The following is a 22,283-nucleotide window of genomic DNA, read 5'->3' on the forward strand; positions in this document are numbered from 1 at the left end:
TACATTCACTGCCATGGTGATTTCTCCAATTGATTTTCCGGTATTGCGGTTTCCGACGTCTCGGAAAACCAAGTAGTTCTCTCAAAGTTACTTTTAATAACGGCGTAATTGACGAAACCTTTAGGAAAAAAACAATAAAATTAAAGAAATAGCGATAAAGGAGAAGAAAGCGTGACTGGTAATAAATTTATCAAAAAAAGATAAGAAAAACGCTAAAGTTGTCGAGAAGTCCGTCGAGCGAGGTTTTGTGTTTTTATTAACCAAAGAAGCCAAATAAACTGAAATAGCGTTATGAGATTTAAAGTAATTGATTAACCTAACAAGGTTAAGGCAAGGTTAGGTGCTTGCTTCGCTTGAGCCAGAATAGTGGTGCTTACTTGCTGCAGAATTTGCTGCTTTAGCATCTGAGTCGTTTCCTTGGCGTAATCGGTATCTTTGATTCGACTGTTTGAGGTCGCCAAGTTTTCATGAACATTTTCAAGGTTGTTAATGGCGTGGTCGAAGCGGTTTTGCATTGCGCCTAATTCAGAGCGATGGCTATCCACGTACTTCATCGCGGTATCTAAAATAGAAACAGCACGCTGCGCACCACCCACATCCGTCACATTGATGTCATTCACCGACTCATAGTAACCCGCTGACATCGACAGTTCACTCGCGAGTGAACCAGAGAAACCGATAGTGCCAGAGGTATCTTCACCAGACATGTAGATTTGAAGCTGCCCATCATCATTAACCGAAGCTGAGACCAGATCCGTTTGACCATTGATATAGGTCGCCAACTCTTCAATGTCATCGCCGACTTTCGCATTAATGGTGATCTCTTGAGGCTGGCCAAAACGATCGGTAAACGACATCGTCATATCATTCTGGTTTGATTTCACTTCCCATGAATCACTGGCCATGCCATTAGCAACGTAGCTAAACCCTCCCATGTTGATGTCATCGGTACGCATACTTTTCAAACCAATCTGCACGGCTTCGCCCGAACTGCCACCAATCTGAAATGACGTACTACCAAAATTACCATTGAGAAGTTTTTTGCCACCAAAAGAAGTAGTCTCTGCAATACGATTCAGCTCATCGTTTAAGGCGGTAATCTCTTCTTGAATCGCCGTTCTTTCGGACTGGCTATTTGAACCGTTGCTTGCTTGTAGAGACAAGTCGCGCATACGCTGCATGATATTGGTGGTTTCATTCATCGCGCCTTCAGCGGTTTGCATGATAGATATACCATCATTCGCATTACGCACAGCGACATCAATACCACTCATCTGCGCTTCCAAGCGGTTCGAAATTTGTAGCCCTGCAGCATCGTCTTTAGCGCTGTTAATACGACTCCCTGAAGCCAAGCGCTCCAAAGATTGGTTCAGCATGTTATTGGCATTAGAGAGGTTTCTCTGGGCCACCAGCGCTGAGACATTGGTATTAACAGTTATAGCCATAGACCTTCGCTTACAAAAAGAGGAATAAAACTCACGATTGCTCTTATATCGACCAACTCATATAAAGCTTTAATAAAAAAGGAGCCCTGAGGCTCCCTTTGTTTATTCTTTTTGAGATGACTTACTTAATCGTTAATGCACTCAACATCTCAGTTGAAGGAGCAAAGTAATACGCGCCAGTCACCGCTTTAGTAAAGCGAAGCAGTTGGTCTGTTTTGCCATCAGTTACGCCGTACATGCTCTCTAGCATCGCGTCGAAGTTATGGCGCACGTTACAGTAAGCAATAAACAGTAGGCCGTGATCACCCGTTGCTGTGCCGTAAGGTAAGCTGTGACGAACGATCTTAAGGCCTTTGCCTTCTTCTTTGATATCTACACGGCCGACGTGAGAAGCTGCTGGAACATCATCTAACTCGATTGAATCAGGCTTAGTACGACCAACCACTTTTTCCTGCGCCGATACATTCAATCGGTTCCAAGCAGGTAGGTTATGCACAAAGCGCTGCACCATCACGTAGCTACCACCCGCGAATTCACCTTCAGGAACAATCGCAACTTCCGCGCGTTGCGCGTCTTTCGGGTTTTCAGTACCGTCGACGAAATCCGTCATATCACGAGAATCTAGGAAGCGGTAACCGTAAGTTTCATCAACCACTTCAACGTCTGCTGCTACTTCAGATAGCAATTTACGCAGGATGAAGAAGTGCAGATCGTGTCGGTTTGAATGGCAGTGAATCAACACATCAGCTGGCGTGCTAGGTGCGGTAACATCACCTTCACCAAGCGCTGGGAAATCAATTAGATCAGAGGGGGCTGCTTGCTCGAACTTATCCCAAAACGCTTTAGAGAATGCAACCGAAGCCGTTAGGTTTGCATCTGGCTGAGTCTGATTCAGCTCTTCGATTAGCGCTGGAATCTTTTGAATTTCAGCTAGTACATTAGCAGTGTTAGCATTCACTTTAAGTTGAACGTAAAGAGCGAAAGGCCCAGCTTCAGGCAAAATAGCACTTTGAACGTTAGGCTGCTCATTTGAGACATTAAGCATAGATTATTCCTTCCAGTTTTAGCTTCTAAGTATAATTGTGAATGGGACAAATGTTTTGATGAGAATCAGTCTTCGTGCTCAACCACTTTAAAGCAATCCCGTGCTGTATGGCTATTGGTTAGATAAAGCGCAAACCACAGCAGCAACAATAGGGTGAGACCATTTGACCAACGGAACCAACCGTTATCCAAATAGATTAAATAAATTGTATGGGAGCCCTGCCCCACAATAGCAGCCATGGTGGCCCAACGCCCCCAAGACACCACTTTATTGAGGCGCTTTCTATCTGGAGATCTTAGCCCAAATAACCACATCAGTAACAAGCTAGGGACACTCAAGGCGATCCCTACATAAAACATATGATGATCTGGGTAGATGATCTCGAGAATATCAGTTCCCGATTCTCTACTTGCACCTGCAACGATGAAAACGACGAGAGCTTTCGCAAGAAACAGCCAACCTAACCATAATAAGATGGGTGCTTTTAAGAAGCCGTGCTTGTCGTATTGTTCTATGGAGTACCGCACAAATCTCACTTTCACTTGTTTTCAAACCAACACTTTAACGCAAATCATTCATACTTAACTAGGTTTGCGTTATCTTATTAGCTAATCCGTTTTAATTATCGAACTCAGCATGAAAAAGAAAACTAATACACCCTCTGTTGAATCACAACAAGAAGCACTGAAGATAGCCAAAGCGACTCAAAAGCCAGCCCAAACCAAAGAACAAACCAAATTAATTGCCCAAGGTATTGAGAAAGGCATCGCGCTTTACAAGAAGCAGCAAAAGGAACGCAACCGTCAAGCTGATAAAGCCAAAAAACGCGTACAAAAAGAGAAGCAAACTCAACAAGCGGCTACAGAGCAAGAGCACGATGCAAAGCCTAGTGTTGAAACAACATCAAATCACTCAAGTAAGTTACCGTGGATACTATTGTTCGCGAGCTGGGTAGGTTTTGCGATTTATTTGATGCAATAACAGGATAGACGTATGAAAAAGGAATGGATGGCATTAGCCGTGAGCGGCATGTTGTTGGGGTGTACCACACCAACTTCAGTACCTCACAATGAAGCCAACAGTGTGAGAATGGATTTTCACGGCATGATTGATATTGAACAGTGTGAGTACAAAGGGGAAGTCACTGGTAGCGAAGGCCATTGGTACAGCTACCTCTTCTACCCGAATGACACCTTGATTCAGGGTGCGATGAACGAACTCAAAACCAATACCATTGAGCTTGGTGCAAACACAGTCATCTTTACCTTACCTCAAGATTTTGCCACTTCGGTTACCATGCTTGGTACCGCTTATCTTTGCGAGTAGCCAACAGCTCTACTTAGCGGCATACAAAAAAGAAAGCCAGCTTTCGCTGGCTTATGCACTAAATCCAAGGCTTGTTGCTATATCGCCTTTACGTTCTAGAACCCACTGACTGTCAAATGGTCCCCAATCGGATAACTGGTAATAACCATCATTATGACGTCGCCCATCTTGAACAAACATAAGTTCGATACCGATCCCCGGTAACGCCTTGAGTACATCTTGAATAGTACGACGAGGCCAACCCGTTTTTTCGATGAGTTTAGGCACATTTGGCCTATCAAGGCTTTCAACTAACAATGCTAAATATAGCCGCCTTGCAAAAACAGGACTCAACTCCATTGACACCTCCTATATATGTGCAACTCAATTATTTCTTTTTTCGCTGACAACATGTTGAGGCTGATCAATAAGTCTCCAATAGTGACATTTTCTTACTGTTTTTTTTCGCTCAATGAAATATTCCTCACTCTATTTTGTCTGAATTGCCGCTTCCTGATAGGATTCAACTCATAACAATGAAAGAAAATCACCCAGAGGAAGAATAATGACTATCACAATGTTTGGTATCCCAAATTGCGACACGATTAAAAAAGCAAAGAAATGGCTCGAAGCTGAAGGTATCGAGTTCGAATTTCACGATTATCGCAAACAAGGCATCACTGAAGAGTTAGTAACAAACTTCTGTTCAGAGCTTGGCTGGGAGCTTGTACTAAACAAACGTGGCACGACTTATCGTCAGCTTTCTCAAGAGCAAAAAGACACGTTAACAGAGCAAACGGCAATCACTCTGCTTGTTGAACAACCAGCGATGATCAAGCGCCCTATTTTGAAAGTCGATGGCAAACTTCACATCGGCTTTAAAGCTGACCAGTACGCGGCTATTTTTGCGTAATCAGCAATTTGCTTAATCAATAACTTGCGTAAACAGCAACATTAGAACAGATAACAAGGCGTTGAACGTGCCCTGTTCAACGCCTGAGATTAATGACTCGACGTTTTATTTAAACAAGGAATTCAAGGATGACAGATAGCCCAACTTTGGCTCTGGCAAAAGACCTCATTAGCCGTCAATCGGTAACCCCTGAAGACGCAGGCTGCCAAGAGCTAATGATCAATCGCTTAAAAGCACTCGGTTTTGAAATCGAAGTGATGGTATTTGAAGATACGACAAACTTCTGGGCTCGTCGTGGTACCGAAGCACCTCTATTTGCTTTCGCCGGTCACACAGACGTGGTTCCAGCTGGCCCAATCGAACAATGGAACACCAAACCATTTGAACCAACGATCGTTGATGGCTACTTACACGGCCGTGGTGCGGCAGACATGAAAGGTTCTCTGGCTTCAATGATTGTTGCCGTAGAGCAATTTATTGAAAAGTACCCAGACCACTCTGGTTCAATCGGCTTCCTTATCACCTCTGATGAAGAAGGCCCTTTTATCAACGGTACAGTACGTGTTGTTGAAGCTCTGATGGCACGTGGTGAGAACATTGACATGTGTATTGTTGGTGAGCCATCAAGCACTGAGTTTGTGGGCGATGTGGTAAAGAACGGCCGTCGCGGCTCTATCACAGGCGATCTAACCATTAAAGGTACACAAGGTCATGTTGCCTACCCTCACCTAGCGAACAACCCGGTACACAGCTCTCTGCTGGCAATCAACGAGTTGGCAACAACGGAATGGGACCAAGGCAATGACTACTTCCCACCAACCAGCTTCCAGATCCCAAATGTGAGTGCCGGTACTGGCGCGTCTAACGTGATTCCAGGTGAGTTTAATGTTCAGTTTAACCTTCGTTTTAGCACAGAGTTAAGCAATGACGTTATCGTTGAGCGCGTGACAACAACGCTCGATAAATACGATTTCGAATACGATCTTAAGTGGACCTTCAATGGCGACCCGTTCCTAACAGACGCAGGCTCACTGCTTGATGCGATTGTTGATGCTGTTGGTCACGTCAATGATGTAAAACCGGCACTGCTGACAACTGGCGGTACGTCTGATGGTCGCTTCATTGCACGTATGGGCGGACAAGTGGTTGAGCTTGGCCCTGTGAATGCAACCATTCACAAGGTTAACGAGTGCGTGAAAGTAGCAGATTTAGAGAAGCTAACCGACATGTACGAAAGAACGTTAGTGAACTTGTTCGCTAAATAGATCTTTCCTAGCGAAGTATCACTTCCAAACATTGAGAGACTCGTTATGACACCAGAGCAGCTTACCGGACAATCAGATTCTCACCTGGCACCGAGCCTAATTGGTACTAAGACATTCTTGGTACACAGTGACGTTATCGATGACTTAAACAGGTTGATTGAAGCTGCTCAGCTCGCTGGTTTTAAAATGGAGATCGCCAGTGGCTTTCGAGACTATGAAAGGCAATCTCTGATTTGGAATCGCAAGTTTTCAGGTGAAGCCCCAATATTGGATTCAGATAGCCAACCACTTGATGCTTCAACACTCACTGAACATCAAAAGCTGTCGGCGATTCTGAGGTGGTCTGCGCTTCCTGGAGCGAGTCGCCACCATTGGGGTTGTGACTTCGATGTCTTTGCTCGTGATCACCTCCCTGAAGACACACAGCTACAACTAGAGCCTTGGGAATACCTTACTGGTCACCAGCAAGCGTTTTATCAATGGCTCTCTGCTAATGCTTCACAATTTGGGTTCTTTTTTCCCTATAGCCGAGATCTTGGCGGTGTGGCGATAGAACCTTGGCATATTAGTCATCGTAGCGTTTCGGAGCTGTGTTTATCACAGTTATCCCCGACTTTACTTGGCAAGCAACTCCGATCTAAGCCAATATTAGGGTATGAGATTATTATGGAGCAGCTAGACGAGATCTATGCGCGCTTCGTAGCGAACATCAGCCATTAGGAGCGCTTATGTTGGAGTGGCTTACAAACCCTTGGGTTATCATCATCATCGTGGTTAGCGTTGTGGTAGGTAACATCGCAGCTCTAAAACAGACCGCTAATATGGATCTCGGAAAAACAAGCCGTGGGAAAAGGGAGAGTGACTTGGACAAGCTCAATCGGCTAGATAAGCAGAACCAGGAAAAAGCTCAATCAAAAGAGACCAAAGATAGCTGATCTTGCAGTCAAACGAACACAAAAAAGAGGACACAATGTGTCCTCTTTTTTATTGGATGTCGCTAAATCATTGGCTATAAAAGGGCCGATTTCACGCAGCCCTATAGCCGATCAAGCTTGGCTTACTCAGCTTCCGCCGCTTTGTCATCTTTGGTTTGGTCCGCAACGTGTGCGAGAACAGGAACCAGTGACTTAAGCAACTCTTCCTCTACTGGCTTACCTGATGCATCCGTCACGTTAATTGACGTACGGTTACCAAGATCACCGAATAGGAAGTTGTATGTACCTGGTGCTAAATCAACAGGTTGCAAGCCAACTTCTTCCCAGAACTCATCATCTGGCGCTGCGTACTTAGCTTTAACCGTACCCTGAGATTGGTTACGTTCTTCAAGTTCAAAGCCCATCGACGGTAATAAGGTCGGTAGACGCTGCCAGAACACGTTATATGGTGTACGAGCAATAATCACAGGGAAACCACTGCGGTCAGAGCCCATCGAGATAGGAATTCGTTTCACCAACTCTTGTGCTTTCAGAGCCGCTTCAGCACGAAGGTTTTCATCGTACTTAGCCATCACTAAATTGGTTAGGAAAGCGTTGTAACGCTCTTTGTTGGTTGCCGTAACTGGTTTCTCTTTGTTGCCTTCACGCCAATCAATAAGGTTAATCTTGAAGCCATGACGGTTATTCGCTTGGAAACGAGAGATAGAGTAGCGGCTGCCGATCTCTACGTCTTCGTCTTCAGAAACCCAAGTAACCCAATCGGTCTCAATCTCGTTCTCAGACTGTTCACGAATACCAATACCACGTTGAGCCAACATGTCGACAGCCGTTTGCCATACACGGTCTGCTTCTTCTGCACGAAGCAACCATAACGTTACTTCACCGTTTTGACGCTCAGCACGAGCACCAGGGATCAACTCAAGAACCTGTTGTGGTGGACGAATATCCACGGCAGGGCCGACACCACCAGTGAAGTCACCGCTCGGGATGTCAAAATTGGGGTAGAACTGAGGCTGAGCATCTTCAGGCAACTGCCATTGTGAAAACTCAGGTGTTTCTAAGTATTCGAAATCATCTTTGGCTTGACGACGTTGAGTCGGGCTGCCAGAACATGCTGTAAGAACGAAAACAGCCAGTGACCCAATCACTAGCTGGTGAGAATACTTCATTTATACTCCTAAATGCCGAAGGTTCGCTTCGGCATCACTTCATACGTTTTTAGTAAATACACGCTTCAGTCATTGCTTGAGCAACAACAGGTTGAGCTGGTTCCGACAGTTCAGTCAGAGGTAAGCGTAAGCCACCTTCAGCAATCAGACCCATTTTATGAACCGCCCATTTTACGGGAATAGGGTTAGACTCAACGAACAAATTCTTATGTAGAGGCATCAAGCGCTCATTGATCGCTTCTGCTTCTTCAAACTTACCTTCTTTCGCAAGTTTGAACATAGTAGCCATATCAGCCGCTGCAACGTTATTCGTTACAGAAATCACACCATCGCCACCACGCTTAACAAATTCTAGGCCTGTTAAGTCATCACCACTTAGTAAGATAAAATCTTCGCCACAAAGTTCACGGTGAATTGCAATTCTGTCGAGATCACCCGTCGCATCTTTAAGTGCAACGATGTTTTCGATTTCAGAAAGGCGAGCAACCGTCTCTGGTAATAGGTCTACCGCAGTACGACCCGGTACATTGTATAGGATCTGAGGAACGTCACTTACTTCAGCAATCGCTTTGTAGTGTTGGTACAAACCTTCTTGAGTCGGTTTGTTGTAGTAAGGCGTTACGCTCAGGCAACCCGCAATACCAGAACCGTTCAATAAACGACTGAATAGCACTGACTCGTGCGTAGCATTTGCGCCTGTACCTGCGATAACTGGGATACGACCATCAGCAAATTCAACGATCTTATTGACGACTTTGACATGCTCTTCAATTGTGAGTGTTGAAGACTCACCTGTTGTGCCAACCGCAACCAGACCATCACTACCTGCGGCAACATGGTGATCAACCAACTTTTTAAGGCTGTCGAAATCCACTTCGCCATCTGCGTTAAATGGCGTAACTAGCGCAACGATACTTCCTGAAAACATGTCTATCTCCCTTAATTTATTCTTTTTGCATGTTACTGTAAGCCAATCAATAAACACAAGACATTAAAGTGGCTTAGCGGCAACATCGGTATGAAATATTGTCGTATGTTTGAGGTAAAACGGCTTATCGCAACGTTCAACCTAAAATTTGGATAACCTGAGCTCAATCTAACGGATAGAACATGGATAGATGTCAGTAACAGGTAAGCTGTGCTGTCACCCGACAAACTTGTGCTACGACGTTTTAGATATTCTTATCATTGGTTGCCTGTCAGACGCAAGATGAGTCATAAAAAGCCCCGCTCGCACGCTTATTCCTCTTGCTAACTGTGCTAACATGCATGAATCAATGGAATATATAGAGACGTGATTTTATGACTCAACATCTAGTAATCACAGCTGTGGGCACAGATCGCCCAGGTGTATGCAACCAAGTGGTTCATTTGGTCACCCAATCAGGCTGTAACATTATTGATAGCCGTATTGCCCTGTTTGGCGAAGAATTTACGCTTATCATGCTACTGTCTGGTAAAGCAAACAACATCACCCGTGTTGAAACCACCCTGCCCTTGCTTGGTCAAGAGCACGACTTGATTACGATTATGAAGCGAACCTCTCCGCACGATGTGGTAGAGAACTCCTACACGCTAGAAGTGTTCGTTGAGTCAGATGACAAACTCGGCCTGACCGAGCAGTTCACACAGTTCTTTGCAGACCGAGACATCGGCCTCGACTCGCTGAGCGCACAAACGATCAATAAATCTAAGGTCCAGCTCGACAACGACCAATTCCATATCTCTATTACCGCTTCTGTACAGTCAGAATGTAATTTGATGCAGCTACAAGAAGAATTCAACTCGCTGTGTCAGAGCCTATCAGTCCAAGGCTCGCTCAACTTTATTAAAAACAGTCTTTAAAAAGGAAATATCATGAATACGCTAACGGCTGGTGTTCCAGCACCTGCTTTTTCTCTTCCAGATCAAGATGGCAATATCGTATCTCTTGGTGACTTCAAAGGTAAAAAAGTACTTTTCTACTTCTACCCAAAAGCAATGACTCCGGGTTGTATCGTGCAAGCAGAAGGTCTGCGTGACATCAAAGCTGAGCTAGATGCACTGAACGTGGTTGTTCTGGGTGTTAGCATCGACCCAGTGAAACGCCTACCGAACTTCATTGAGAAGAAATCTCTAAACTTCACTCTGCTATCTGACGAAGACCACAGCGTTGCTGAGCAATTCGGTGTTTGGGGCGAGAAGAAGTTTACCCTTAGAAAAAAAGAATGACATAAAACCTTGATATATTTTTATGACAAATCTAGCTTTGATATGTGGATAACATATCGAGGGTTGTTTTGTGATAGAAACACATGAAGAAAAATGTTCTGATATTTATGATGACTACCGACTCCTTTCTGTCAAAGTCGATACATTGGCAAAGCTAAGAATCTCTACAAATACCGATACTGAATCAGGGGAAGTGACATACTCCCCCGACCTCTCTCCTTCCAACCTAAAATCACGCATAAAGAAAACCGGTATCATTGTTGCACCTGACGGAAGAGTGGTTTATCCACAATCTCTTTATCTAGTATCTAAATTGCGTGGTGATGCGGCTGTCAAAGACACAGGTTCAATCGCAAAAGGTTTGCTAGCTTTCACTCGTTATTTGGATTCGACTCACCACCCTCAAGTTGATGAAGATGGTCATGAAATACCATGTGAATACCTAACGTATAAAACCCTATCGAAGTACGAAGAAGAAGGTTCGCCTTGGCGATTTGCTGAGTTCCTGCTTGCTAACTGCAATGATATTGAAGGCTCTAATGGCAGCGAGGCTTTTAGTTTATCTACTGCTCGAACCTATATGGGTGTCGTGATTGGATTCTACAAGTGGATGCAGAAATACGGCTACATCAAAAATAATGATGAAAATATCGTTACGCACTACACCACAGAAACAGTGCATCAAGAGTTAAACCAACACGATATGCTGGCTCACACAAAATCTGGCTCTCAGCGTACTTATGAAACTTCCAATATCATGAGGATGTTTCATAAAAAACAAAATACACCTGCTCACAAAAAGCTCAAGCCCATGCATCCCGAGCACAAAGTCTTATTTAATGAACATATAACGTCACTCCCAAAGACGACAAAGCTCACCTTTCGCCTATGTGTCGAAGCAGGACTTAGAATAGATGAAGCCATTCACTTCCCCGCTCACGATACCGGAAACGCTAACTACAGTGATTTAGAAACGGTACCTGTCAAAATTACCCACACGAAAGGCAGTAAGGCGCGTACCGTAGAAATCCCCATCGAACTGTACGAAGAGCTAGAGATACACAATGAAAGTCACACGCAACTTAAAAACCTAAACAAGCGTAATGAGCTTATTCAGTCAGGCCGCGAAATGGACACCGTTGAGTACCTATTTCTTTCAAACAAGGGCGTGCCTTACTCAGCTAACACATTAGAAACGCACTTTTCAAACCTTAGAAAGCAGATTCGCGAAGTGGACTCTTCTTGGTATTATCGAATTCATGATTTACGTTCTACCTTTGCTACTCATTGGCTGTGGGAAGAGTCAAAAGAACGAAATATCAGCTATGACTACCTTATGCGTGACTTAGCGGAATTGATGGGACACGCCAGTACATCGACCACTGAAAAGTACATTCAGTACATGAATAAGCTGGACGACCAAATCAACATAGCTAAAGCCAAAAACCGCAAAATAAACGGAGGTTGGTCGTAATGGCGAAAAGTAAAATCGCAAAACAGTCCAAAGCCGTTAAGCATGTGCGGAGCAATCAAAATGTTGTTCCTTTGAATCTTGATATTCCTTATAAAGATGCTAAAACAACTAGAGTAAAGCCATTCGATGTATCTCACCTACTGCATTTAGGGTGCAACAAAGAAAACGAAAAAATAGGCAGCCGAACCGTATTTATCCGGTCTTTTTCCAAAAAAGCTCATCAATATGTCAACAATGGCCAGTCTGCACAAACCGCCACAGTATGCTACGAGAAATTACGCGCTTACCTTGCTTTTTGTGATGCACTTAATGTTGACCCATTCTCCGAAAGTGGCTATTTGAAGTATGTTGGTAACGATGGCGAATTAAGACATCGTACTAAAATTTTTACCCCTTCAAAACGCTTGTGGGAATACAATCATGGTGATGAGTTAGGCATTAAAGAATCAACCGCTGCGAGCTTACTTTCATCCCTTCGCCGTGCTCTTGAATGGTGTGGCTTACCTGTTTCCGATTGGACTAGGCATCACCGAGCGTTTGCAGGAGAAAACGCGCCATTTAAGCGGTACTCAGATGGAGAAGAAAAGCTTCTGGTCACTAGATTAGAAGCATTGTTTTTCTCCGTCGCGCCACAGCTCATTGCAGCTAAAGAAAACAACAAGCCCCTACCAGAAACTCTGCCTCTTGTCATTAGTCTTGGTTTGTATGAGGAAACAATTCAAATTTCGACGTCATTGGAAGTGCAACCAAAGAGTAGAAAAGGCAAAAATCGCACCGCGGTTAATTCTGGTGCGGCCTTTAACCTTACGATGGGTGCCGCCTATCATTTAATGTGCTTTTTCACCTCACTGAATGACAGCGGCATTCGAAACATTGCCCACCCAATTCATGTTCATACCGAAGAGCGAGACAAGAGCCTGGAAGTTGTCAAGGTCTCAAGCCATAAACCTCGCGCAAACAAAGAAGTCGACGCCCTGCTTGTGGGGGAGTCGTTTGACGTTGATAAACGCGATGGCGTAAAGTTTATAAAGCTACTAGAACGATTATCCAAACTCTACGGCAATGGTGAAGGTGGTTCTGATCTGCTTTTTACTCTCAACAATTACTCAGAAGTCAGTAATACCTTTAATTTGAAAGAGCTAAATAAAAACCTCGTTAACAAACTACACCTGTTATCGCCCTATCGAACTGGTAGCCTACCTTGGTTTAAAGAGTTGTTTTACGCCTATCGAAACCAACAGTACATCTCATTAAAGAAGGTCGTGAATCACTTAGGTCGCAATGTTGTTCATAAAGAAGTGCAGGCAACTTCCAAAAGTATGGCAGTACAGGGGGCAAGCAACAGTGGCTACTGCATTTTATCTTGCTACACAAACTTACCGCTTAAGGGGATTTTACTTCCGCTCACTTACTCTGAAATTGACAGCGACGGCAGTGTTACCGTTTCTTTTTACTATAGAAATGGTGAAACAGGATACTTCAAAATCCCTGTTTGTGATTTAACTCTTATTAAAGATATAGAGCAATATGCGAAAGAAAAAGCAGACAAACAGACTAAGAAATACGAACGGTTACTTTTAACAAGGACCTTCCAAAGCGCTCCTTCTGACTGGGAAGGTATCAGTCCTATTTCAGCAAACCTCATGAAGCGATGGTCTGTTGAATCCAACCATTACTACCTCTCTCTTCAATCAAGTCGCTGGCGAGAAATGAACAGTAATCAAGCCTATGCGGAGGGAGGGATTCAAGTCGTTCAAAGCTTGCTCCAAAACACACGAGACACAATAGAGAGAAGTTACATAAACGGGCTTCCATCACTGAATAAAATCATTCTCTCTCAGGGTATCGAAGTCATAGAAAACCTCTTTGATTATGACTTAGATCAAGCAAAAGATACTGTTGCTAAAAGGCGTGGTATTCCGATGCTGACATACGAGGAAGGTGAGAAAAAGCGTAAAACCAACCCCAACGGAATAGCTTGTGGTGGGAAGCAAGTCATGATTGATGGTAAGAATACACAGCGAGAAACGAACTATGCGCTAGGCGTAGACCTACCTTGCGCCGAGTTTGATATGTGTCACAAGTGCCAATCCGCCAAAGCGGTAGATGAGGTTGACGCCATTTATAAGCTTATTTCATACATCGATGTTTTAAAGGAAGGGCTTGATATGTTCCCTGATTCGAAAGGAGAGGCTCTAGAAAAAATCGAGCAGTTTGAGTTTACGCTCGATGGGGCAAGTGACGATGTATTCGATGAAGCCATGAACAAATTTAATACCCAAGGCCGCCACCCACGAGTGTTCATCGACCATGCGGTTCTATCCCTATAGTTACGGAGGCTCACATGATAAGACCCTTTGACCTAGAGCACCAAAACAAGCTTCTTAAAGCACAACAAAATGTTGGCGTTCATGCCAATTACTTAATAGATGTATTAAAGCCAGCGATTGAGCTCGGCGATTGGGAAGAGCTCGAAGCCCTTGATATAGGCTTTACGGTAACAGGTGAATCGCTAGGTAAAATTGGTGATGATGAGGCTTGGAGAAACCTACAGCATTATATTGACCCGCACGCAAAGCAAACCAAAACACTAGATTTTACGAACGATGGTAGAGTGATTGAGCGCAATCTAAAAAATGAGCTTAAAGCTCTCCTTCTTAAAATGATGTGGCTTTCACCTCATGACCATTCCTTTGCCACTCTTTATGATGCGTTAACTGACCTAAAAAAAGTCATTAACCCGCTTTTAAATGAGGGCCTCAACACGCTGTCTGCGCTTGACTTTGAACGTCTCGAAACTTGGGCACTAACAGGCTTTACCGATATCGACTTTGAAAGAGCAAAAATTTACAACGGGTTAAATCGCCTTTATGTGGAAACCAAAGGTTTGCCATTTGAGGTTAACCTAAATAAAAAACTTAACGCCTCGGATTTTGGTTTAGCCCTTAAAGAAGCAAAGCAGCATACCGTTATTCCACAAAGGCTCTACTATGTGGGGCTTAAAAAGTCAGAAGAGATGATTAATAAAGCTTACGCTTTTCGTCATGAACTAGAGCAATTGGCAGATTACATTGCCACCTATTATGAAAAAGCCTATGTAGGTTATGCTAAGTACCTGGTCAGTAGTGAATCAAGAACCAAAAACGGTGAGATTAAATGGTACTTAAGTAAGACAAATAAAGAAAGTAAAAAGCGCACTACTGCCTTTCAACAAGCCTTCACCGCGCTGCAATCTCCAAATGAAAAAGAAATATTGACGCATCTTCGCCGTCATAAACCAGAGATTAGGAGCGACTGCATTGATAACTTCCACACCGAACGTGAGCTAACGATTGGGCACTGGTCAATCACCAACCTAAGAGAAGCTCTTGCGCTTTTTAAGAGGCTTAACGGTGGCTGCTTGTGGGGATTAATGGCTCGAACAGGGATGAGAAGCGATGAAATGTATAACCTGAACACCGCTCAGGGCTGTACCAAAGACAGAATCGAACGCCAGAATATATATATTATCCATGCCGACTTATCAAAAACCACCAAAGGCTCTCAATCAATACAAGATGAGTTTGTTACCACTGAGATTGGCATGAAAGCTTATGAAGTCCTTCAAGCGTTGCACACGCCTCTTAGAAAGCGCCACTCTGGCTCAAAATCCTTCTTTCATAAAATAAAAGAGGATTTCAGTGAAATAAGAAAACAATCAATAGGGAAGCACTCTCGAGCTTGGTTTAAAGACACAATGGGTGAAGAGCTTACGCTAACCAATGAAGACATTGTTGACCTGAAAGTATCGGACCCCAATTTGTCGTTTGAATTGGGTAGCAATTACGAGTTTTCGCCACACCAACTTCGCCGCTCTTTTGCTTACTACTTAATTGGTTATGAGCTTTGTAACTACCCGCAACTCAAACAGCAATTTAGTCATGTCTCTATGGCAATGACGCGACACTACGCTAAAAATGCCAGTAAATTTCAAAAAATCAGACAAAAGAAAAAGACACTTGCGAATGAAATTGATGAAGAACGAATCGACCAGAAAGCCCGAGTCTACTTAAGCATATATGAGAAATTGGCAAACAAGGAGAGAGTTGCAGGTGGTAAAGGCAAAGAGTTTGCTAAAAGCATGACCAAAACCAACCGTAATTTATTCAAAGACAAGGTGGATAATGACATGCTTTCTCTTAATTATTGGAAAAAGCAAATTCGAAATCAAAACCGACACCTTCATGCGGTTGCACCTGGGATTTATTGCACTTCGACCACCTGTGGGTTAAGAACGCTTGTTAACCTAATAGAATGTGTAAATTGCAAGAATGACTACATCGTAGATGCAGTATTTGCTGAAGCAAAGCGTAAAGAAGCTGAAATTCACATGCTTTACGATATTGAAAATAATGAGCTCACCCCTCAAACGGCCTCTGAATCTTACATTAAAATTCAAGCGGCTGAACGTATTATGGGGGATTTAGGTATCGACTATGAGCCTATTGTTTTTCCTAATAAAGTTAAAGAATTACTCATCCAATTTGGAGTTACTTCATAATGTCACAGGCAACAAAAAAGAAGTTAATTGACGCATTAGAAAGGCTGCTGAGCGGTGATGTTGCAAAGTTAACATCGAGAGAGCTGCGTAATAAAGCCCGAAAAGGCAAACTCAAAATCAACAACAGTAGCGTTGAAAAAGAAGCCGGGCTTTCTGCTGGCGCACTCAGAAGGCATAACGATGTCGTTCTGATGATAAAAAACAAATCATTAGAGGTACAAGTTGCTCAGGATGAAACCGCTGACTCCCCTATTGAAGTGCTTCAAAAAGAAATAAAAGCGCTCAAAGGTGAACGAACACAAGCCAATAAGAAGAAAAAAGAATATTACGATGAGGCTCAAAGCCATAAGAAGGCATTAGCTGTTCAAGCCGCCGCCCATATAAAGGTCGTTCAAGAACTAATGGAAATGCTACATGAAAGTCAGCGTGAGAAAGCCATGGATAAAGTCGTTAACACTAGGCCCGATAACATCGTTGAGGGCAACTTCAGAAAGTAACTAAACCTAGTTTAGAGTTACCACTAGACAACACCACCAAGCATAGATAAAACTACACACTGAAATAATAAGAAAGCTCGATTCAGAGTAAATTAAAGAAAGTAAGGATAACCCATGGCTATCGAAGCAGGACAAATCGCTCCAGATTTCACATTAAACGACCAAGACAACAACCCAGTAACCCTCTCTGAGCTGAAAGGAAAAAAAGTACTACTCTATTTTTACCCACGCGCTTCAACGCCTGGCTGTACAGTCCAAGCTCAAGCGCTTCGTGATACTAAGGCTGAACTAGATGCTCATAACGTTGTTGTACTTGGTTTAAGCCCTGACACACCCAAGAAACTGACTAATTTCATAAACAAACAAGAGCTCAACTTCACATTGCTAGCCGATGAAGAGCACGAAGTTTGTGAAAAGTACGGTGTTTGGCAACTTAAGAAGTTCATGGGACGTGAGAATATGGGCGTGGTTCGTACAAGCTTCCTTATCGATGAATCTGGGAATCTTGAGCATGTATTTAACAAGTTCAAAACCAAAGACCATCATGAAGTTGTTCTAGATTACCTCGACAACAATTAATATTGATACTCTAAATTACCCATTGAGCCAGTATATTTTCCACTGGCTCCTATTCAGAAACTCTTGCCGTATCATGTATCAAAAGGTAGATAAACCTCTTGGACTCCCAACTCCTCAATCGGCAAGGAAACAGCCCCTTTACTACAAGATTTTAGCTCTTCAGGGCAAGCTGACTCTTCCAGCTCAACTGAGCAGAGAGTACCAAACTCTTTGAGCGTAGTGCCATCAACAGCTCCACTCGCATGCAAACTAATTATTGTTTGGTGGACAGAACTCAAAATATCACTCATGTATACCTACCCCCGTTTAAAGTTATGAAGAGACTCTTTTGCCTGACTGATTAATAGTTCTTTTTCTTCTTCGTTCATTTTTGCGATTAAACAGACTAGCTCAGCAGACCTATCATCTTCACAAAAGAAGTAACTCAAAGGCACACCAAGTTCATCTGCAATTGACTTTAACGTACTGATATCTGGCGTATGCTTTCCCTTTTCGTATTGATTCATTCTCGGGCTTGCGGAGCTTTCATCCATACCTATACGCACCCCCAAAGCTTTTTGGGAGAGTCTCGCTTTTTTGCGTGCTTCTTTAAGACGCTCAGGGATTGGGTTAGTAAATGACACTTATAGTTCATGTCTCTGATCTCAAGGTAACTAAGATTTTCTTAGTTTTACTGATTTCTGTATACTAAGCAATCCTTAGTTTTTGGTTGGTGTAATTTTGGAAATGAAACGGGCTCGAAGAATTAGTGCGGTCATGCACAAGTTATTGATAGAAAATGGGTTAGATGGGTTCACCGTGCTAGAAGCGAGAGATTTGTGGCTATCCCTTGATAATGTGGACTCCAATTCTGCCGAAGCTCACAAAAAGGTGTACCGAGCAATTTTTCACTTTGAAAAGAAAAGTTGGTTGCGCAGTGAGGGCTCAGGTCGGAAAAAACGTTACTTTCAAGCGGAACAATTTAAAGAGTTACATAACAATGTAACCACGAATAACCAAGCGGATATAAATCCTAAAATACCCATTCAAAACTATTCCATTTTGAGTAATGAACGTAACGAATATAAGGGGGAATTGGAAATAATACTTGGGGAGATTGACGAGTATCAGTCGATCGTATCTCGATTTCCTGAGCTAGAGAATAAACTGGCCCCTTTGCATCAAGAGGCTAAGGAGCGCGCCGCTTTATTGCTCGGTAAAGTGAACGTTTTAACAAAGGTTCTTAATACTCTCTATGAAGGAAATGAACCGTGTTAAGGAAGTGGCAAAGTGAATGCTCTGACAGAGCGTTGGAAAAATATCAATCCAACTGCTCCCATTTCTTTTGCCAAGCTACACCTGGAGCAGGTAAGACAGTGCTTGCCGCTAATATTGCGTCAAGGTTGTTACAAAGTAACATGGTAGACCTTGTATTGTGCTTCTCACCATCGTTGACGGTTTCTGATGGTATAAAAAGAACCTTTTCGTCGAGACTTAAGTGTACGTTTAATGGTGGCATGGGATCTGTAGGGAAATCTTTAACATACCAATCTATCCAATTCCTCAATGACGAATTTTGGCAAACATTGCGGAATCACAGGGTCTTTGTTGTCTTTGATGAAATACACCATTGCTCTGGCTCTGAGGTTGAAAATGCGAACATTTGGGGGCAGCAAGTTCTCACTAAGCTTCAAGGGCTTGCTACTTTTACCCTCGCACTTTCAGGTACACCGTGGCGTTCAGACTCTTTACCCATTGTGATGGGTGAGTACAGCGACCCAGACGGACAGCTTCTTGTCGATTACCAATACACTCTAAAGCAAGCTATAGCGGATGGTGTTTGTAGAACGCCCAAAATCGTCTTGGTTGATAATGAACACTTGTCTGTTAGTAGTAGAGAAAAAGTCGAATCCTTTTCATCAATATTAGAGATGCTTAAACAGACAAAAGCATCCTACCAGAGTGTTATTCACAACCAAGAGGCGATGGAATATCTACTCGGTTTAGGGTGTGAGCAGCTAGAAAAAGTACGTCTCAGCTCACCCAATGCCGGTGGGCTGATTGTTGCAGCGTCGGTTCAACATGCGCAAACAATCAAAGAGATACTATCTCAAAAGTTTGGGCAAATCGTTTCTATCGTCACTTATCAACATGAAGAACCGCTAGCAGAAATAGAGCGTTATCGACAAAGCGACGCACAATGGATTGTTAGTGTAGGTATGATCAGTGAGGGTACTGATATTCCGCGCCTTCAAGTATGTTGCCATATGAGTTCAGTCAAAACGGAATTGTATTTCAGGCAGGTGCTCGGACGAATACTTCGTGTGAATAATACAATAAACCAACAAGCGTGGTTATTCACTTTTGCAGAGCAAAGCCTGATTGAGTTTTCTGAAAGGATTGAACAAGATATTCCGACATCATGCATGTTTACGAAAATGGCAAACCCATTAGTATGCGACATTGATACTCAATCTAAGATTTTAAATACCCGTATATTTTACGAGAATGAGGATAGTATTAACTCTCAACTGAAATGGAACCAGACTGTTACAAATAAAAGTACTTCTCAAGCCTTACTCCGCACTTTAGATGAGATAAGGCTCGGCTCTTTCAAGCAACGAGTAATCGCGGCATTTACGCCTCAAAAACACTAAACCCAAAATAATGTAAGGCCATCAAACCATGCTTTGCGTTTACAGTGTATACCGACAAACACTACCTACTCAAAGTTGGAGTCGATGTAAAGGTTTGCTTGGTAAGCACTGTCGTCATCAAGCACAGGTTACTACTCCGGGACAAAATGGCGTAGTTCATATAACTTCAACTTGGCTAGACTCAATATATAGGGACAATGATCTAGCTATTGAGACAAACTGATCTTTAGATAAAACTTTCAAAAACTTGAAATTTTTCCCAGTTTTGTTTGAACGCTCAGGATAAAACCTAGTTAAGCGATTTAATCTAAAATGATGGCTCACATTTAAAGAAGGCTCTTTGCAACAAATGATAAAAAATACAATTTTGCCTACTATCAGTGTCGTGACTTGCGTATTCCTGTGTAACCCATCAAGTTCATTTGAAGCATCTGGGTGTGCTTTTAGGAATGCTGTTTCACGACTGTACAGAGCTGTTTGATCCGCACCAGCAGTTTTGGACACTGAGTTAAGTGAGTACAATCACTAATGAGGTGAACCATGACAAGTAAGAAGAAACGTATTATCCATTCTCCTGAATTTAAAGCAGAAACCCTGAAGCTGGCAGATAAAGTGGGAGTCGCTGCAGCCGCAAGACAGCTCTCGTTACATGATTCTCAGATCTACGGTTGGCGAAAAGCCACAAAGAAGAATTCTAGTATTAGCCAACGAGAACAAGAATTGGCCATTGAAGTCGCTAAGCTAAAGAGGCAGTTGGCAGAGCAAGCAGAAGAGCTAGAAATCGTAAAAAAGGCCGCCACCTACTTCGCGAAAAATCTAAAGTAAATTGCTATGAATTTATGCTCGAACACCTGCTGAGTTTCAGTATTTCCCGTATGGCTAAGGTGTTTAGAGTTTCTCGAAGTGGGTTTTATTATTGGGTTGAGAATCGCCACAAGGCGATTCAACGTGAGACAGAGCGCCAAAAGCTTGATACCAAAGTAAAAGAAGCCTTTGACGTTAGCAAAGAACGAGATGGCTCAAGACGTATTCAGAAAGAGCTGGCAGAGAGCGGTGATAACCATAATGTTAAGACCATTGCCGCCAGTATGAAACGTCAGGATTTGGTAGCGAAAGCAGCACGCAAGTTTAAGTGTACAACAGACAGTAAGCATAAAATGCCCGTTGCTCCGAACTTGCTCGCTCAAGATTTTAACGCAATGGCTCCGAATCAAAAATGGGCAGGAGACATCACCTATGTTGCCACAAGCGAAGGCTGGCTGTACTTAGCTGTCATTATTGACCTTTATTCAAGGCAAGTTATTGGTTGGTCTATGGATACGAGAATGACGGCCTCACTGGTCTGTGATGCCTTATCGATGGCTTTATTCCGTCGAGGGTTCCCCGAGCAGGTTATAACTCATAGCGATCGAGGTAGTCAGTACTGTTCGAAAGACTATCGAGATCTCATAAGCACTTATAATTTAAAACAAAGTATGAGTAGAAAAGGGAACTGTTGGGACAACGCATGTGTTGAGAGCTTCTTCCATTCAATGAAAGTTGAAGCAATCCAATATGAGCCGATCATGACGAGAGAGCAGATGCGCCAAACGATCTTCGAGTACATAGAAGTTGATTATAATCGAACGAGAAGGCACAGTGCACTTGGGTACCTAAGCCCAATGAACTTTGAAAAGCAAAATGTCGCTTAGCTAAGTGTCCAGTCTGACTGGAGCAGATCAGTTGTATTTAAGCTATGTCTCGCTGCATATATTTTATAGTACCTTGGAAGAGCTAGACTCTGCTTGAACAAATGGCATTCTTGGCGGCTTGTGACCACAGATTCCTCATCGGTTTGTTCTGCAACCATGTTCTTCATTGCTAACCAAATAGATAAATCATTTAGCTCTTGTTTAGTAAGGAATTTATCACAATCACCAAACGCACTAAGTAAGAGAGGTTTAATACGCTCTTCAATCGAGCTCATCCATCCGCCATTACAATCACGGCAAACGACTCGGAATTTTTTTGTCATTACATCGCCAGAACGCACATTCATTTTAAAACGGTTGGCTTCATTACTGCCTAACCCAAAAGCATCACCCTCTTGATATTTTGCTTTTGGATCTTTTTCACGTAGGTTATTTAACCAGTTCGGCCAAAGGTGTTCCTTTGACATTCCCCCCTGATTTCCGCAGAAAATACATTCTTTTTGTGCCATAAAACCCCTCACTTATCTAACGTCTTTCTCTGTGACGAATCACGACAAAATTTACCCAACAACAAGCTC

At 43.1% G+C, this 22,283-nt stretch carries 24 protein-coding genes and 1 pseudogene; 16 read left to right on the plus strand and 9 right to left on the minus strand.

The features are described from left to right. Positions 1-311: 311 nt before the first annotated feature. The 3 genes from F0251_RS11650 to F0251_RS11660 form a co-directional block, all read right to left on the minus strand. On the minus strand, positions 312-1,445 hold the full coding sequence (locus F0251_RS11650; protein WP_171731019.1) for a flagellin: 1,134 nt from the start codon (positions 1,443-1,445) through the stop codon (positions 312-314). 121 nt (positions 1,446-1,566) lie between these two features. Continuing rightward, positions 1,567-2,490, minus strand: a complete 924-nt coding sequence (locus F0251_RS11655; RefSeq protein ID WP_102423685.1) for a Dyp-type peroxidase — start codon at positions 2,488-2,490, stop codon at positions 1,567-1,569. 65 nt (positions 2,491-2,555) lie between these two features. Next, positions 2,556-3,017 carry a DUF2919 domain-containing protein gene (locus F0251_RS11660; RefSeq protein WP_102423684.1) on the minus strand — a complete coding sequence of 154 codons (462 nt, stop codon included), beginning with the start codon at positions 3,015-3,017 and terminating at the stop codon, positions 2,556-2,558. Positions 3,018-3,126: 109 nt separating this feature from the next. Here F0251_RS11660 and F0251_RS11665 point away from each other — a divergent pair, with 109 nt between their 5' ends. Next, complete coding sequence (locus F0251_RS11665; protein WP_008222977.1) at positions 3,127-3,471, plus strand: DUF2956 domain-containing protein; 345 nt, start codon at positions 3,127-3,129, stop codon at positions 3,469-3,471. Positions 3,472-3,483: 12 nt separating this feature from the next. Next, positions 3,484-3,816, plus strand: a complete 333-nt coding sequence (locus F0251_RS11670) for a DUF4156 domain-containing protein (RefSeq protein ID WP_032498699.1) — start codon at positions 3,484-3,486, stop codon at positions 3,814-3,816. Between the two features lie 51 nt (positions 3,817-3,867). Here the strand turns inward: F0251_RS11670 and F0251_RS11675 are convergent, their stop codons facing one another. Next, positions 3,868-4,155: a helix-turn-helix domain-containing protein gene (locus F0251_RS11675; RefSeq protein ID WP_004741665.1), complete on the minus strand. Its 288-nt coding sequence runs from the start codon at positions 4,153-4,155 to the stop codon at positions 3,868-3,870. 205 nt (positions 4,156-4,360) lie between these two features. Here F0251_RS11675 and F0251_RS11680 point away from each other — a divergent pair, with 205 nt between their 5' ends. The 4 genes from F0251_RS11680 to F0251_RS11695 all read left to right on the plus strand — a co-directional run bounded on the left by F0251_RS11680 (position 4,361) and on the right by F0251_RS11695 (position 6,908). Next, positions 4,361-4,708 carry an ArsC family reductase gene (locus F0251_RS11680; protein WP_008222974.1) on the plus strand — a complete coding sequence of 116 codons (348 nt, stop codon included), beginning with the start codon at positions 4,361-4,363 and terminating at the stop codon, positions 4,706-4,708. Positions 4,709-4,836: 128 nt separating this feature from the next. Then, a complete protein-coding gene (dapE, locus tag F0251_RS11685; RefSeq protein ID WP_171731020.1) occupies positions 4,837-5,973 on the plus strand; it encodes a succinyl-diaminopimelate desuccinylase in 1,137 nt (378 codons plus the stop codon). Between the two features lie 45 nt (positions 5,974-6,018). After that, positions 6,019-6,693, plus strand: a complete 675-nt coding sequence (locus F0251_RS11690; protein WP_171731021.1) for a M15 family metallopeptidase — start codon at positions 6,019-6,021, stop codon at positions 6,691-6,693. Between the two features lie 8 nt (positions 6,694-6,701). Further along, entirely contained in the window at positions 6,702-6,908 is a 207-nt protein-coding gene (locus F0251_RS11695) for a DUF2897 family protein (protein WP_008222969.1), read from the plus strand. A gap of 122 nt (positions 6,909-7,030) precedes the next feature. Here the strand turns inward: F0251_RS11695 and bamC are convergent, their stop codons facing one another. Together bamC and dapA are read right to left on the minus strand one after the other, a co-directional pair. Next, complete coding sequence (bamC, locus tag F0251_RS11700; protein WP_061034332.1) at positions 7,031-8,077, minus strand: outer membrane protein assembly factor BamC; 1,047 nt, start codon at positions 8,075-8,077, stop codon at positions 7,031-7,033. 49 nt (positions 8,078-8,126) lie between these two features. Beyond that, complete coding sequence (gene dapA, locus F0251_RS11705; protein ID WP_008222965.1) at positions 8,127-9,005, minus strand: 4-hydroxy-tetrahydrodipicolinate synthase; 879 nt, start codon at positions 9,003-9,005, stop codon at positions 8,127-8,129. A 374-nt stretch (positions 9,006-9,379) separates the two neighbouring features. Between dapA and F0251_RS11710 the strand changes: the two genes are divergently transcribed. The 7 genes and pseudogenes from F0251_RS11710 (at position 9,380) to bcp (F0251_RS11740) (ending at position 17,378) form a co-directional block, all read left to right on the plus strand. Then, on the plus strand, positions 9,380-9,922 hold the full coding sequence (locus F0251_RS11710) for a glycine cleavage system protein R (protein ID WP_004741657.1): 543 nt from the start codon (positions 9,380-9,382) through the stop codon (positions 9,920-9,922). A gap of 12 nt (positions 9,923-9,934) precedes the next feature. Further along, positions 9,935-10,267 (plus strand): annotated as a pseudogene (bcp, locus tag F0251_RS11715) (thioredoxin-dependent thiol peroxidase); the annotation flags it as partial. Between the two features lie 91 nt (positions 10,268-10,358). Then, a complete protein-coding gene (locus F0251_RS11720; RefSeq protein ID WP_171731022.1) occupies positions 10,359-11,762 on the plus strand; it encodes a tyrosine-type recombinase/integrase in 1,404 nt (467 codons plus the stop codon). Further along, positions 11,762-14,092, plus strand: coding sequence for a hypothetical protein (locus tag F0251_RS11725; RefSeq protein ID WP_171731023.1), 2,331 nt, complete (start codon positions 11,762-11,764; stop codon positions 14,090-14,092). The genes F0251_RS11720 and F0251_RS11725 overlap by 1 nt, the downstream gene beginning before the upstream one ends. Positions 14,093-14,106: 14 nt before the next feature. Further along, the gene (locus F0251_RS11730) at positions 14,107-16,302 is read left to right on the plus strand and encodes a tyrosine-type recombinase/integrase (protein WP_171731024.1); all 2,196 of its coding nucleotides are present in this window, start codon (positions 14,107-14,109) and stop codon (positions 16,300-16,302) included. Next, entirely contained in the window at positions 16,302-16,799 is a 498-nt protein-coding gene (locus tag F0251_RS11735; RefSeq protein WP_171731025.1) for a bacterioferritin comigratory protein, read from the plus strand. Before F0251_RS11730 ends, F0251_RS11735 begins: the two co-directional genes overlap by 1 nt. Before the next feature lie 114 nt (positions 16,800-16,913). Continuing rightward, positions 16,914-17,378: a thioredoxin-dependent thiol peroxidase gene (gene bcp / locus F0251_RS11740; RefSeq protein WP_017090159.1), complete on the plus strand. Its 465-nt coding sequence runs from the start codon at positions 16,914-16,916 to the stop codon at positions 17,376-17,378. A gap of 71 nt (positions 17,379-17,449) precedes the next feature. Here the strand turns inward: bcp (F0251_RS11740) and F0251_RS11745 are convergent, their stop codons facing one another. Further along, positions 17,450-17,668 carry a hypothetical protein gene (locus F0251_RS11745; protein WP_132762051.1) on the minus strand — a complete coding sequence of 73 codons (219 nt, stop codon included), beginning with the start codon at positions 17,666-17,668 and terminating at the stop codon, positions 17,450-17,452. Between the two features lie 6 nt (positions 17,669-17,674). Beyond that, the gene (locus F0251_RS11750; RefSeq protein WP_171731026.1) at positions 17,675-18,001 is read right to left on the minus strand and encodes a helix-turn-helix domain-containing protein; all 327 of its coding nucleotides are present in this window, start codon (positions 17,999-18,001) and stop codon (positions 17,675-17,677) included. A gap of 103 nt (positions 18,002-18,104) precedes the next feature. Between F0251_RS11750 and F0251_RS11755 the strand changes: the two genes are divergently transcribed. The 3 genes from F0251_RS11755 (at position 18,105) to F0251_RS11765 (ending at position 21,705) form a co-directional block, all read left to right on the plus strand. Continuing rightward, positions 18,105-18,635 carry a hypothetical protein gene (locus F0251_RS11755; protein ID WP_132762073.1) on the plus strand — a complete coding sequence of 177 codons (531 nt, stop codon included), beginning with the start codon at positions 18,105-18,107 and terminating at the stop codon, positions 18,633-18,635. Beyond that, entirely contained in the window at positions 18,629-20,014 is a 1,386-nt protein-coding gene (locus F0251_RS11760) for a DEAD/DEAH box helicase family protein (protein WP_171731027.1), read from the plus strand. Before F0251_RS11755 ends, F0251_RS11760 begins: the two co-directional genes overlap by 7 nt. Before the next feature lie 540 nt (positions 20,015-20,554). Further along, positions 20,555-21,705, plus strand: a protein-coding gene (locus F0251_RS11765; protein ID WP_171731028.1) for an IS3 family transposase whose coding sequence is annotated in 2 segments (ribosomal slippage) — positions 20,555-20,798 and positions 20,798-21,705 — 1,152 coding nt in all. Because the reading frame shifts where the segments join, the coding sequence is not laid out codon by codon here. Here the strand turns inward: F0251_RS11765 and F0251_RS11770 are convergent. Beyond that, positions 21,702-22,214 (minus strand): hypothetical protein, encoded by a 513-nt coding sequence (locus F0251_RS11770; RefSeq protein WP_171731029.1) that lies wholly within the window; start codon positions 22,212-22,214, stop codon positions 21,702-21,704. The two genes, F0251_RS11765 and F0251_RS11770, sit on opposite strands and share 4 nt — an antisense overlap. Between the last annotated feature and the right edge of the window lie 69 nt (positions 22,215-22,283).

The organism is Vibrio sp. 070316B, from assembly GCF_013114115.1.
In the GTDB taxonomy this organism is placed as follows: domain Bacteria; phylum Pseudomonadota; class Gammaproteobacteria; order Enterobacterales; family Vibrionaceae; genus Vibrio; species Vibrio chagasii_B.